The following is a 12,044-nucleotide window of genomic DNA, read 5'->3' as shown; positions in this document are numbered from 1 at the left end:
GATCCTGCGCAGGAATTTTCCGGCACCATTCACGGGGTTCAGATATTCGATGGGGTGCGCAGCGCCGGGGATATCGCGACCGATGCCGAAGGCGGGGTTGCCACCGGTGATCCGGCCATGGCGATGGGCTTTGATTTTACGGGCACCGATCCCCTTGTGGATACCTCACCAGCCGGGCAGGAGATCAGCCTTGGTGGGGGTGCGGTGATCGAATCCGCATCCGATCCGGCTTTTGTCGCCAATTTTGGGGCCAGCGATATTGATGGCGATGATCTCGTTTTCTCGATCATTTCAGGCAATGAGGATGGGGCCTTCCTGATCGATGCCGCCACCGGGGTGGTGACCTTCGCGCCCGGCGTGGAGCCTGATCTTTCGGATGGTGCGATCCGTAATCTGGTGGTTGAGGTGAGCGACCCTCATGGTGGTGTGGATCGGGCTTCCTTGCAGGTGACATTGGCCGATCCCAATCATCCGCCGATCCTGAGCCTCAATCAATCGGGGATCGAGCATGTGAGCCTTGATGGAACCGGCCTTGTGATTGATCCCAATGATGGGTCGATGGGGCGGCTGGGCGATTTCGTGACCATTACCTCTAGCGGGGCGGATGGCCATCCCGCCGATCTGGCGCTCACCAATGGGAATGGCATCGGGGTGAATGGCGGGCGGATCGGCACCCAGATCGATTTCATGGCTGATAGCGGTGCATCCGAGGCCCTGACCCTGAACTTTGATGGCCCGGTGGTGAATGTGTCGCTGGTCAGCGAACGGCAGATTGAAAATGAATTTCCAACCGGTGAGCAGGGCCGGTGGACGGCTTTTGATGCCGATGGCAATATCGTGGCCACCGGATTGCTCAATCTGGATGAAGGCACCCGCTTATCGGGTTCATCCGTGCGCTATGATATCGATACCGGCGGCGTGCCGGTTTTCTCGATTAAGATCGAAGCCATTGATGTCACCGGAAAAGCATCCGGCGATAATTCCGATTTCACTTTGAAATCAGTCAGTTTCGATAAAATTCCGCCTGCTGTGGCCGGTGCGGATGGCTATGAGGCAGAACTCTCGGAAAAAGCCGCCAATGGAACATTGGTGGCGGATTTCGATGGCAGCGATCTCGATGGCGATGATCTCGTCTTCTCGATTATCTCGGGCAATGAGGATGGGGCCTTCAGCATCGATCCTGTGACCGGTATCGTCACCGTTGCCAATGGCGATGCCCTTGATTTCAATGCAAAGGCCGAACATCGTCTGGTGATCGAGGTCTCGGATGGCAAGGGCGGCACCGATCAGGGTGATCTTGTGGTGCGCCTGCAGGATGTGAATGATGTGCCGATGGCCATTCCGGGGCTCGTCTCTGCTGTTGAGGATGGGCCCGTCGTCAATGGCCAGCTTTTTGCCATTGATGGTGATGGCGATGTCTTGAGCTTCAGCCTTCTCGAAGGGCCGGATGAAGGCTCGGTGGTGGTGAATGCCGATGGCAGCTTCAGCTTTGATCCCGGTGATGATTTTCAGGATTTGGGCTTGGGGGAAAGCCGCAGCGTCAGCTTCACCTATCAGGTGGATGATGGCCGGGGCGGGGTGAGCGAAGAGCGCATCAGCATTGAGGTGGCGGGCACCAATGATGTGCCGATCCTGACGGTTGCTTCTGAAGTCGAGGGCACAACCAGCCTTGATGCCAGCACTTTGGTGATCGATCCCGCAGATGGTTCGAGCGGTCGATTGGGTGATTTTGCCACCATAACGGCACAGGGTGCCGATGGTAATCCGGTCAATCTGGCGGTGAATGCCTCTAATGGCATCGGGGTGAGCGGCGGGCGGATCGGCACGCAGATCGATTTTATGGCCGAAAGTGGAACATCGGAATCGCTGGCCATCAATTTTGATGAGCCGGTGAGCAATGTGGAATTGATCACTGAACGCCAGATCGAAGGTGAATTTCCGGGTGGCGAACAAGGCCGATGGACGGCCTTTGATGCCGAGGGCCAGGTTATTGCCACCGGGGTGATGAGCCCTGATACCGGCACAAAGCTGTCGGGGTCATCTTTTGCCTTCAGCTTGGGTGTGGGCGGGGCGGCCATTGCCGCGATCAGGATCGAGGCGATTGATGTTACCGGAAAACCAACGGGCGATAATTCTGATTTCACGCTGAAATCGATCCGTTTTGATCCTGTGCCTGTGGAATTGCCCGATGATGGGGCGGTGCCGGTTGATCTGTCGGGTGGGATCAGTGATGGCATGACGGTGTTTGATTTCGATGCCACAGATCCCGAGGGTGGGGCTTTGACCTTTGCCATCAGTGGCGGCAATGAGGATGGGGCTTTCAGCATTGATCCTGTGAACGGGGACCTGCGCATTGCCGATGAAAGCCGCCTGGGGGCGGAAGGCGAAAGCGAGCGCCTTGTTACCATCGAGGTGACGGATGCTGCGGGCGGTCGTGATAGCGCCAGCATCAAAATTGCGCTGCCTCCTGCTGGCGATAGCCTCTCCGCTGACGGTGGGGATGCTACGCCGGGGCAGGTGATCGAGGGCACCAATCAGAATGATCGTCTTGTGGGCACCGACGGTGACGATGAAATTTTCGGTCGTGATGGCCAGGATCATATCGAAGGCGGTGCGGGCAATGATGTCATCGATGGCGGGACAAGGAACGATGAGCTGTTCGGCGGCGATGGCGACGACATACTGATCGGCGGACGCCTTCAGGGCAATGATCGCCTCGATGGCGGTGCTGGCAATGATGTTCTGTCGGGTGGCGAGGGCAATGATCGTCTTGATGGGGGCGAAGGCGCGGACATTTTCCTGATCGAGGCCAATGCTGGCCGTGATCGCATCGATGGCGGCGATGGGGCGTGGACGGATGTGATCGACATATCCGCCGCCGTTGGCAATGGGCAGGATTGGACCATTGCCATCGAAAATGGTGCCAGTTTCGAGGGAAGCAATCTCAGCGGCAATCTGCTTGATCTGGGCGAAAATGTATCGGGTACGATCAGCTTTGAGGATGGTTCAAAAATCGATTTCACCGATATTGAACATGTGGTTTGGTGAGGGGGTATCGCATGTTCTGATCAGCAGAATGGGTTCTTTTTGGTTGAAAATTTGCCCTGAAATTATCCGGAAAGACCCCACATACAGGCAATTTTTCGACTGATCATTTACAAGGGCCACGTTTCTTTGTAGTCACATGTCAGCGTGCCGCTTGGCATCAGGCTGAACATTAAAACGATCATTCAAAAAAATGGCGATTGAGGGGCATGATCAGAAGTCTTGTTTTATTTTTGGCGCTTTGTGGCACCTGGCTTTTATGGTCGGGGATCTATGAGCCGCTTCTGTTATCCTTGGGGCTTGGTTCATGCCTTTTTGTGATCTGGCTTTCCCGCCATCTTGGGATCATCACCAAAGATACGGTGCCGGTGCAGCTTGGTCTGTCCATTCTTGGCTATTGGATGTGGTTGCTCAAGGAAATCGCCCAGTCCAATTTTGCGGTGATCCGCGCCATTCTCTCGCCAAAGCTTGATATCAGCCCTGGCTTTTTGAAATTCGAAGCCGAAAATCCCCATGATCTGGGGCAGGTGATTTTGGGCAATTCCATCACCCTCACACCGGGTACGGTCACCTGCGATATGTTGCAGGGCGTTTTGCTGGTTCATAGCCTTGATGATCGCGATGCCTTGTCCGGGATCGCGGCTATGTCGCGCCGTACTCTTAATTTCAGCGGAGAAAACTGAGCCTATGTTCATTGGGGCAAGTCTGGCTTTGCTGGTCACTATGTGTTTGGCCATCGCCCGTGCGGTGGTGGGGCCTTCGGTTTATGATCGGATTCTGGCTGCCAATATGTTTGGCACGAAAACTGTTTTGTTCCTCGCGGTGGTTTCTTTCCTATCGGGGCGGCCGGATTTTCTCGATCTGGCCCTAGCTTATGCCCTGATCAATTTTGTAAGCATTGTGGCCGTTTTGCAATTTGTTGAGCGCCGTGCCCGCAACAGGGCATTGGAAGCGCAAAATCCTGTTGCGGATCATGCCGAAAAGGGTGCCGCGGATGGAAAGGCCCTGTGATGGATCAACTCATTGAAATTTTAAGCTGGATTTGTCTGATTGGTGGGCCTTTGATTGTTTTGATCGGCGGCATCGGGATGCTGCGCTTCCCCGATTTTTTCACCCGGATGCATGCAGCCAGCCTGGCCGATACCGGTGGTGCGCTTTTGGTTGTTTTGGGCCTTCTTTTGCAATCCGGCTTCACTTTGGCCAGCATCAAGCTTTTGGCGATCCTGCTTTTCTTGTTGTTCACCAGCCCCACAGCGGGCTATGCGCTGGCCCATGCGGCGATCAAATCCCGTGCGCATGGCAAGGATGTGCCAAAGCCTTTGGTGCTTGGCTCATCAGATAACGAGGGAAACGCGCCATGATGATCGTTTTCAGCCTGTTTTTGCTGACCATGATGGTGATCGTGGCGCTGGCCGTGGTGGAAACGCCCAATCTGTTTGCGGCTGCTATGCTGACCGGAATTTTCAGCTTTTTGATGGCCGCCAATTTCTTTGTTCTGGATGCCGCCGATGTGGCGCTGACCGAGGCCGCCGTGGGGGCCGGGGTGGCGACGGTGTTTTTTCTGGGCGCCATTGCGCTCAGCGCTGAACATGAACACAGCCCCACGCGCAAGCGGGGTATAGGGCTTGTGGTGATGGCATCGCTGGCCATGGTGATCCTGTTTTCCAGCCTGCAATTTCCGCAATTGGGCGATCCTTCAGCGCCGGTGCATCAATATCTGGCACCATGGTATCTTGAGAAAACGCCAGAACTCATTCATGTGCCCAATGTGGTCACGGCCATTCTCGCCAGTTTCCGGGGCTATGATACGTTGGGCGAGGTCTTTGTGGTGCTGACCGCGGCCATCGGGGTTCTATCCCTATTGGGCTTTCCCCGCGCAAAATTGGATGAGGCGGCGATCAATGATGGTCTTTATCATCAGCAGATCCCACGGGTGGTTGGCAAAATCCTCATCCCTTTCATCATTTTATTTGGTCTATATGTGCAGTTTCATGGGGATTTTGGCCCCGGCGGCGGCTTCCAGGCGGGCACCATCATTGCCACGGCGCTGATTTTATATGCTCTGCTTTATTCAGGCGATGTGGCCCGCCGCCTGATGCCGCCAAAGCTGATTTTTGGCCTCGCCTGCTTGGGGGCCTTCATCTATGCGGGGGTTGGGGGTGTCACGCTTTTGCTGGGGGGCAATCTGCTGGATTATTCCGTTTTGTCATCCGATCCGGTGGCCGGCCAGCATTTGGGCATCATCCTGATCGAATTTGGTGTGGGGCTTGCAGTTGCCAGCGTGATGCTGACCATTTTTCATGCATTCGCCGGACATGAGCACAGATCATGATGGATCTTTTAGGGCTATATAATTATTGGGTTTTCGCGTTTCTGCTGCTGATCGGCCTTTATGCCGTGATCACCAAACCCAATTATACCAAGAAGCTGATCGGCCTGAATATCTTTCAGGCGGCCATTTTCCTGCTTTATATCTCGATGGATAAGGTAGAGGGAGGCACCGCCCCGATCATTTCCCATGGTGCTCAGGCCGCCCATGATCCGCAGATATATTCCAACCCACTGCCGCAGGTTTTGATCCTCACCGCCATCGTCGTGGGCATTTCAACAACCTCCTTGGGTCTTGCCCTTGTGGTGCGGATCAGGGAAGCCTATGGCACGATTGAAGAAGACAAGGTTTCAGATATGGATCGGACGCACTGATGCTGGCGGCGCAATTCCCGGTTTTTCCGGTGATCATCCCTTTGCTGTCGGCGCCTCTTGCCGCTTTGATGCCCAATCGTTTGTTGGCCTGGCTTCTGGCTTTGGCTGTCAGCCTCGTGGTTTTTGTTACAGCCATTTTTTTGGCGATCAGCGTTTATGATGGCACGATCATTTCCTATGCCGTGGGGGGCTGGGTGGCCCCTTATGGGATCGAGGTGCGGATCGATGCCTTTTCGGCGCTGATGCTTCTGGTGGTTTCCGGGGCCTCAACGCTGGCGCTGCTGACCGCAAAGCCCAGCATTGATCAGGATATCGCAGCCGATCGCCAGCCTTTGTTTTATGCCGCTTGGCTGTTGGCGCTGGCGGCTTATGGCGGGATCGCGGTGGCGGGTGATGCCTTCAATATCTTTGTGTTCATGGAAATCTCATCCCTTGCGAGCTATGTGCTGATTGCCAATGGCCCCCATCGCGGGGCTTTGCCGGCCACCTTCAAATATCTGGTGATGGGCACGGTCGGTGCGTCTTTTTATCTGATCGGTGTTGGTCTGGTTTATATGATGACCGGCACGCTCAATCTTGCCGATCTGTCTCAACGCCTGATGAATGCCCCGCATCTGCATCCGGTGATGCTGGCGGCGGCTTTCGTCACCATTGGCCTCGCTTTGAAAGCGGCGATTTTCCCGCTCCATGTGTGGATGCCCAATGCCTATGCCAAGGCCCCTTCGGCAGTGGCGGTGTTTTTGGCGGCCAGCGCTACCAAGGTGATGCTCTATGTGCTGTTCCGCTTTGATTTTCTGGTTTTTGGCGGGGCTTTGGCCCTTCATGATCTGCATTTTGCCAGCTTCCTGATGCCCTTGGCGCTTTTGGCCATGATCATCGGTTCGGCGGTGGCCATGCGCGAGCAGAATATCAAGCGGATGATGGGCTATTCATCAGTGGCTCAGCTTGGCTATATCCTTTTGGGGGCCACTTTGCTCAGTACCGCCGGTTTAACGGCGGCGGTTGTGCATATGTTCAACCATGCGATGATCAAGGGCGGCTTATTTTTAGCCATTGCTGCACTTGTGGTGCGGATCGGAGGGGCCGATCTCAAGGCCTTTGAAGGGGCCGGACGACGGATGCCCTGGACCATGGCGGGCTTTGTCTTTTTAGGGATGAGCCTTGTGGGCGTGCCTTTAACAGCGGGCTTCATCTCGAAATGGGTTCTGGTCGAGGCCGCTTTGGAGCAGGGCGCTTTGGGCGTGGCGCTGATCGTGGCTATCCTCATCAGTTCGCTCATGGCGGTGGTTTATATCTGGCGGGTGGTTGAGGTAGCCTATTTCCGGGCCCCCGCCGATGATCTGCCGCCGCCTCGGGAAGCGCCTTTGGTGATGCTCATTCCTTTATGGGGCATGGTGGGGCTCAATATCTATTTCGGGCTTGATCCGCATATACCCATGGAACTGGCCGGACATGCCGCCCAGATTTTGATGGAGCATGCCAAATGACTGATCGCTTCATCCTAAGCGCCATCCTTCTCATTCCGGCGGTGGCGGCGATCCTCATTGCCTTCCTCGCACGCTTTCCAAATCTGCGCGATGGGCTCGGCCTGATCGCGGCCTTTGCCCTCACCATCATGGTGTGGTGCCTGCTGCCCGGGGTGATGGCGGGGGATCGGCCGCAGCTTATCCTGTTTGATATTCTGCCCCATGTGCCGCTGGCGTTCAGAATTGAGCCCTTGGGCATGGTGTTTGCCGCCCTTGCATCCCTTTTATGGATCATCAGCACGATCTATTCGATTGGCTATATGCGCGGGAATAAGGAAGCGCATCAGGGGCGGTTTTTTGCCCTGTTCGCGGTGGCGCTTTTTGCCGTTATGGGTGTGGCCATGGCCAGCAATTTGCTGACATTGTTCATTTTTTATGAAGTGCTCACCTTATCAACCTATCCCCTTGTCACGCATAAGGGCGATGCCAATTCCATGCGCTCGGGCCGGGTTTATTTCGGGGTTCTGATCGGCGCTTCGATCGGATTATTCCTGCCCGCCATCATCTGGACCTATAGCCTCACCGGAACGCTGGATTTTCAATCGGGCGGCATTTTAGACGGCCATATCGCCGGTCCGGCGCTGGGGCTGATGCTGGGGCTTTATGTCTTTGGGGTGGCCAAAGCAGCGGTGATGCCGTTCCATAAATGGCTGCCTGCAGCGATGGTGGCGCCCACACCGGTATCTGCCCTGCTCCATGCGGTGGCGGTAGTGAAGGCGGGTGTTTTTACCATCACCAAGGTGATCATCCTGATTTTTGGCTATGATTTTCTGTTCAATAGCGGGATGGGCAGTTGGCTGGTGCCGGTGGCCGCTTTTACCATCATTGCGGCGAGCCTTGTGGCTTTGCAGCAAACCAATCTGAAGCGGATGCTGGCCTATTCCACGATCAGCCAGCTTTCCTATATCGTGATGGCCACAGCCATATTGGCCCCCTTATCGCAGATTGCGGCGATTTTGCATATTGTGGCCCATGCTTTTGGCAAGATCACCTTGTTTTTTGCGGCGGGCAGCATCTACACCGCATCGAAAAAAACCGAAATCACTCAGTTAAACGGGATCGGGCTGCGGATGCCCATCACCATGGGGGCCTTTGCCATTGGGGCCTTGTCGATGATCGGGGTGCCGCCCACGGCGGGGTTCGTCTCGAAATGGTATCTGCTGAGCGGGGCTTTTGCGGTTGAAAATTATATTGCGATTGGCACCGTGGTCTTATCCACGGCGCTTAATGCGGGCTATTTTCTGCCGATCATCTTTCGCGCGTTCTTCCGGGCCGAAGATGTGCCCCCGCCCCTTGATCATAAAGAGGCGAATGTGCCGATCCGGATTGCGTTAATAGCAACCTCCCTTCTGGTTCTTGTGTTCTTTGTGTTCAATGGGCCGGTGATCGATCTGGTGATGCCGATTGTGGAGATGAGACCATGAGCGAACAATCCCCCCATCAACCTGATCCCGAATTGGCTGCACATGATGAACAGCCGCACTGGCTGGTGCGCCCCTCAACCATCCGGCTTTTATGGGTGGTTTTTGTGGCGATCCTGGCCGGGACCGTGGCGGCACAGCTTTTCGTCAAGCCCCATGCCTCATTTGGGATTGATGGCTGGATGGGCTTTGCCGCCGTGTTTGGGTTTTTATCCTGCGCGGTGATGGTGGTGGCCGCGAAGCTTGTCGGCTTTGTTTTGAAGCGGGGTGAAGATCATTATGAGCATTGAAATGATCCCTCCGGGCCTGATCATGATGCTGGCGGCCATTCTGATTGCCTTCAGCCGCGGGCACATGCGGACGCTGATTGTTCTGGCGGCGCCGCTCCTCACCCTTTATGCGGTTTTGCAGGTGCCTGATGGGGTTTCGCTTTCCGCCCATTATATGAACTATCCGGTGGAATTGATCGAAGGCAGCCCGGTGCGCCGATTGTTTGCCACGGTCTTTTCGATCATGGCCTTTGCCGGGGGGCTTTATGCCTTCAAAACCGCCCGAAATGCCGAACTCGCAGCGGCTTTTGCCTATGCGGGCGGGGCCATTGGCGTGGCTTTTTCCGGCGATCTGCTGACCCTGTTCATTTTCTGGGAAATGATGGCGATTTTCTCAACCCTTGTCATTTTGATGGGGGGAACCGAAAAATCCCGGGCGGCGGGGTTTCGCTATGGCGTCATCCATTTTCTGGGCGGCGTGATCCTGATGGTGGGGATCATCGGCCATTATCTTGGTACCGGATCCCTTGAGATCATGGCGATGAAAGCCACGGATTTTTCAAGCTGGATGATTTTGATCGGCTTGCTGATCAATGCGGCGGCCCCGCCCTTATCGTCGTGGCTGGCGGATGCCTATCCTGAAAGCAGCGCCACCGGCATGGTCTTTCTCTCCGCCTATACCACCAAAACAGCGGTGCTGACGCTGATCCTGCTCTTTCCGGGCGAGAAGATTCTGGTTTTCGTAGGCCTTTATATGGTGTTTTACGGCATCATGTATGCGCTTTTGGAAAATGATGCGCGGCGGATCTTATCTTATTCCATCGTCAATCAGGTGGGCTTCATGGTCACCGGCATTGGCATCGGAACAGAAATGGCCATCAATGGCGCGGCCGCCCATGCTTTTGCCCATATCATATACAAAGCGCTTTTATTGATGAGCGCGGGCGTGGTGCTGCACCGCACCGGCAAAAGCCTGTGTACCGATCTGGGGGGCCTGTTTCGGACCATGCCGATTACTGCATTGTGCGGGATCATCGGGGCTTTGGCGATTTCGGGCTTCCCGATGACATCGGGATACACCACCAAAACCATGATATCCGAAGCCGCGGCGCTGGAGCATTTGCCGGTGGTGTGGTTCTTGCTGGCGGCAGCCTCGGCGGGGGTGTTTCTTCATGCCGGGATCAAATTCCCGTGGTTTGTGTTCTTCCAAAAAGACAGCGGCATGCGGCCCAAAGATGCGCCCTGGAATATGGCGCTGGCGATGGGGCTGCTTTCGGCCTTTTGCATCGGCCTTGGCATCTGGCCCGAGCCACTTTATGCGATGCTGCCTTATGAAACGAGCTTTCATGCCTATAAAGCATCAAAGCTGGTGTTTTATTTGCAGCTCTTGCTGTTTTCGGGGCTGGCTTTCTTCCTGTTCCTGCCCCTGATGCGGCGCACCCGTACCATCTGCCTTGATACGGATTGGTTTTATCGCCGGGCTGGCAAGGCTTTGGCCCTCCGCCTCTCGCGGGGGCTGGGGGCTTTGCGGGCGGGCGTGATGGCCATATTGTCATCCCTTTGGGGATCGATGGGATCGGGTTTCGATGGCCTTGTGGGGCAGCAAAAGCGCTTGGCCGCAAGCTGGAGCATCGGCATATCGGCCCTGTGGGTGCTGGCTTTCGTGGTGGCTTATGCGGTGATCTATTATCTGCGGGCGATGTGATCCCTATCGATGGTAGCCGATCCATCCCCGCTCTTTTGATCGGCCAAATGTTTAAGCCGGAGTATAGATCCTGATATTTGGGGATTGAGCCGCAGGCCTTCGCCATGGATAGTCGTTTTTTCCATGATGCTGACGGCGGGGGCTTCAGTGATAAAGCGCGCTACACTCAACCGGATTTTGGCCTTTTGTGCCGGGCTGTGCCTGGTTTTGGCGATGATCCCATTTTTGGGATTATCCATTTCGATACCGAAACATCCCAATATTTTCTACAGCATTTCATGGTTTCTGTACGCGCTTATGCTGATCTTGTCTTATCGGCAGCAGGCCATGCCCTTTTTTGTGACGGCGGTTTTTTTAGGCTTGGGATTGCTTTTTCTCAGCCTTCTTGAAGCTGGGGACCGGCCCCGTTTTCTGGCGCTTTTCAGTCTGGTTTTTGTGGGTTTTTGGAGCCTTGCCTATGGCGTAATCCACGATCACAATCGCACATCCTTCCCTAAAAGGCGGTTTTTTGCCGGGCTTGCGGTGGCTATGGCGATGTTTTTGGCCGTTTTTTTTCCGCCTCTATGGATTGGGGATGTTTTGGGCGGCTTTCTTTTGCGTCCGTTTTTTTCCGCATCATCGGTGTTTTCGCTTTTCCCCGATCTGGGCGGGCTGATTTTGGTGCTGAGCATAAGCGCGCATGTGTTCAAATCCGAAAAGGGGCCGATGCTGGATGATCGTATTGCCCTTTTGCCTGCTGTGACGCTCTTTTTTCTGGCACTCAATCAAAATGTGGATCCCGCGCTTGCGGCTTTTCAGGGGGCTTTGGCGCTTTTTTGTGCGGCTTTCGGCATGGTTTTTTGGACCTATCAAAACCGGCTGATCGATCCGCGCACGGGCCTTTATCGAAAGGCCGCTTTAAAGCCCTGTCTTGCAGCCCTTGAGCAGCCTTTATTTGCCCGCTTTCGCTTCAAGGGGCGGGAAGAACTCCAATTGGCTTTTGGCTCGGAAACGATCAGGGATATGGAGCATTTGCTGGCAGCCCGCCTGCGCTCTTTCGCCTCTTATGGGGCTTTTCAATTGGCGCAGGATGAATATCTGGTGCTGATGCGGGCGATGCCGATGGCGCATCTGCAAAGCCGGGCGGAAGATTTTTCGGCATCCATCCGAGCCTATCCTTTTCGCATTCGGCGGCAAAACAGGCCCAGCAGGCTGGAGCCGGATGAAGCCGAAGAAAAGCGCAAGGCCTTTCATTATTATGGCCCCCAGATCCATCTGGAATTTTTTCTGGAAGCTGTGGGTGCAGACGAGCCTGAGACCTTTGACCCGCAGGGAAAGTGGGGAGACAAGACAGGCGATTTTCCCTCAAAACATCTAAAATCCGAGATTTAGTGCG

At 55.1% G+C, this 12,044-nt stretch carries 11 protein-coding genes; all 11 read left to right on the top strand.

Annotated features, from left to right (window positions below; all coding sequences use genetic code 11):
• Positions 1 to 3,048: Ig-like domain-containing protein (locus tag AQ1_RS01140; protein ID WP_042083086.1), on the top strand; the 3,048-nt coding region annotated here is incomplete at its 5' end.
• Between the two features lie 206 nt (positions 3,049 to 3,254).
• The gene (locus AQ1_RS01135) at positions 3,255 to 3,728 is read left to right on the top strand and encodes a Na+/H+ antiporter subunit E (protein WP_042083083.1); all 474 of its coding nucleotides are present in this window, start codon (positions 3,255 to 3,257) and stop codon (positions 3,726 to 3,728) included.
• A 4-nt stretch (positions 3,729 to 3,732) separates the two neighbouring features.
• Positions 3,733 to 4,056, top strand: a complete 324-nt coding sequence (locus AQ1_RS01130; protein WP_052370689.1) for a monovalent cation/H+ antiporter complex subunit F — start codon at positions 3,733 to 3,735, stop codon at positions 4,054 to 4,056.
• Positions 4,056 to 4,406 carry a monovalent cation/H(+) antiporter subunit G gene (gene mnhG, locus AQ1_RS01125; protein ID WP_052370687.1) on the top strand — a complete coding sequence of 117 codons (351 nt, stop codon included), beginning with the start codon at positions 4,056 to 4,058 and terminating at the stop codon, positions 4,404 to 4,406. Before AQ1_RS01130 ends, mnhG begins: the two co-directional genes overlap by 1 nt.
• The gene (locus AQ1_RS01120; RefSeq protein WP_042083080.1) at positions 4,403 to 5,377 is read left to right on the top strand and encodes a DUF4040 domain-containing protein; all 975 of its coding nucleotides are present in this window, start codon (positions 4,403 to 4,405) and stop codon (positions 5,375 to 5,377) included. Before mnhG ends, AQ1_RS01120 begins: the two co-directional genes overlap by 4 nt.
• Complete coding sequence (locus tag AQ1_RS01115; RefSeq protein ID WP_150006888.1) at positions 5,377 to 5,748, top strand: cation:proton antiporter subunit C; 372 nt, start codon at positions 5,377 to 5,379, stop codon at positions 5,746 to 5,748. Before AQ1_RS01120 ends, AQ1_RS01115 begins: the two co-directional genes overlap by 1 nt.
• Positions 5,748 to 7,235 (top strand): monovalent cation/H+ antiporter subunit D family protein, encoded by a 1,488-nt coding sequence (locus AQ1_RS01110; RefSeq protein ID WP_052370684.1) that lies wholly within the window; start codon positions 5,748 to 5,750, stop codon positions 7,233 to 7,235. Before AQ1_RS01115 ends, AQ1_RS01110 begins: the two co-directional genes overlap by 1 nt.
• Complete coding sequence (locus tag AQ1_RS01105; protein WP_042083076.1) at positions 7,232 to 8,698, top strand: monovalent cation/H+ antiporter subunit D family protein; 1,467 nt, start codon at positions 7,232 to 7,234, stop codon at positions 8,696 to 8,698. The genes AQ1_RS01110 and AQ1_RS01105 overlap by 4 nt, the downstream gene beginning before the upstream one ends.
• On the top strand, positions 8,695 to 8,985 hold the full coding sequence (locus AQ1_RS01100; RefSeq protein ID WP_042083073.1) for a hypothetical protein: 291 nt from the start codon (positions 8,695 to 8,697) through the stop codon (positions 8,983 to 8,985). Before AQ1_RS01105 ends, AQ1_RS01100 begins: the two co-directional genes overlap by 4 nt.
• Positions 8,975 to 10,669 (top strand): Na(+)/H(+) antiporter subunit D, encoded by a 1,695-nt coding sequence (locus AQ1_RS01095; RefSeq protein WP_042083070.1) that lies wholly within the window; start codon positions 8,975 to 8,977, stop codon positions 10,667 to 10,669. Before AQ1_RS01100 ends, AQ1_RS01095 begins: the two co-directional genes overlap by 11 nt.
• Before the next feature lie 123 nt (positions 10,670 to 10,792).
• Positions 10,793 to 12,040, top strand: coding sequence for a hypothetical protein (locus AQ1_RS01085; protein ID WP_150006862.1), 1,248 nt, complete (start codon positions 10,793 to 10,795; stop codon positions 12,038 to 12,040).
• The last annotated feature ends 4 nt before the right edge of the window (positions 12,041 to 12,044 follow it).

Origin of the sequence: Iodidimonas nitroreducens (genome assembly GCA_000710935.1) — a bacterium.
Classification (GTDB): domain Bacteria; phylum Pseudomonadota; class Alphaproteobacteria; order Sphingomonadales; family Rhodothalassiaceae; genus Iodidimonas; species Iodidimonas nitroreducens.
Note: the sequence above shows the minus strand (reverse complement) of the source record. Positions and strands in the feature narration are given on the sequence as shown.

Excerpts from the sequence above, each read along its gene's own strand:
- AQ1_RS01130 (WP_052370689.1), top strand. The coding sequence starts at position 3,733 with ATGTTCATTGGGGCAAGTCTGGCTTTGCTGGTCACTATGTGTTTGGCC.
- mnhG (WP_052370687.1), top strand. The coding sequence starts at position 4,056 with ATGGATCAACTCATTGAAATTTTAAGCTGGATTTGTCTGATTGGTGGG.
- AQ1_RS01085 (WP_150006862.1), top strand. The coding sequence starts at position 10,793 with ATGATGCTGACGGCGGGGGCTTCAGTGATAAAGCGCGCTACACTCAAC.
- AQ1_RS01120 (WP_042083080.1), top strand. The coding sequence starts at position 4,403 with ATGATGATCGTTTTCAGCCTGTTTTTGCTGACCATGATGGTGATCGTG.
- AQ1_RS01135 (WP_042083083.1), top strand. The coding sequence starts at position 3,255 with ATGATCAGAAGTCTTGTTTTATTTTTGGCGCTTTGTGGCACCTGGCTT.
- AQ1_RS01100 (WP_042083073.1), top strand. The coding sequence starts at position 8,695 with ATGAGCGAACAATCCCCCCATCAACCTGATCCCGAATTGGCTGCACAT.
- AQ1_RS01095 (WP_042083070.1), top strand. The coding sequence starts at position 8,975 with ATGAGCATTGAAATGATCCCTCCGGGCCTGATCATGATGCTGGCGGCC.
- AQ1_RS01110 (WP_052370684.1), top strand. The coding sequence starts at position 5,748 with ATGCTGGCGGCGCAATTCCCGGTTTTTCCGGTGATCATCCCTTTGCTG.
- AQ1_RS01115 (WP_150006888.1), top strand. The coding sequence starts at position 5,377 with ATGGATCTTTTAGGGCTATATAATTATTGGGTTTTCGCGTTTCTGCTG.
- AQ1_RS01105 (WP_042083076.1), top strand. The coding sequence starts at position 7,232 with ATGACTGATCGCTTCATCCTAAGCGCCATCCTTCTCATTCCGGCGGTG.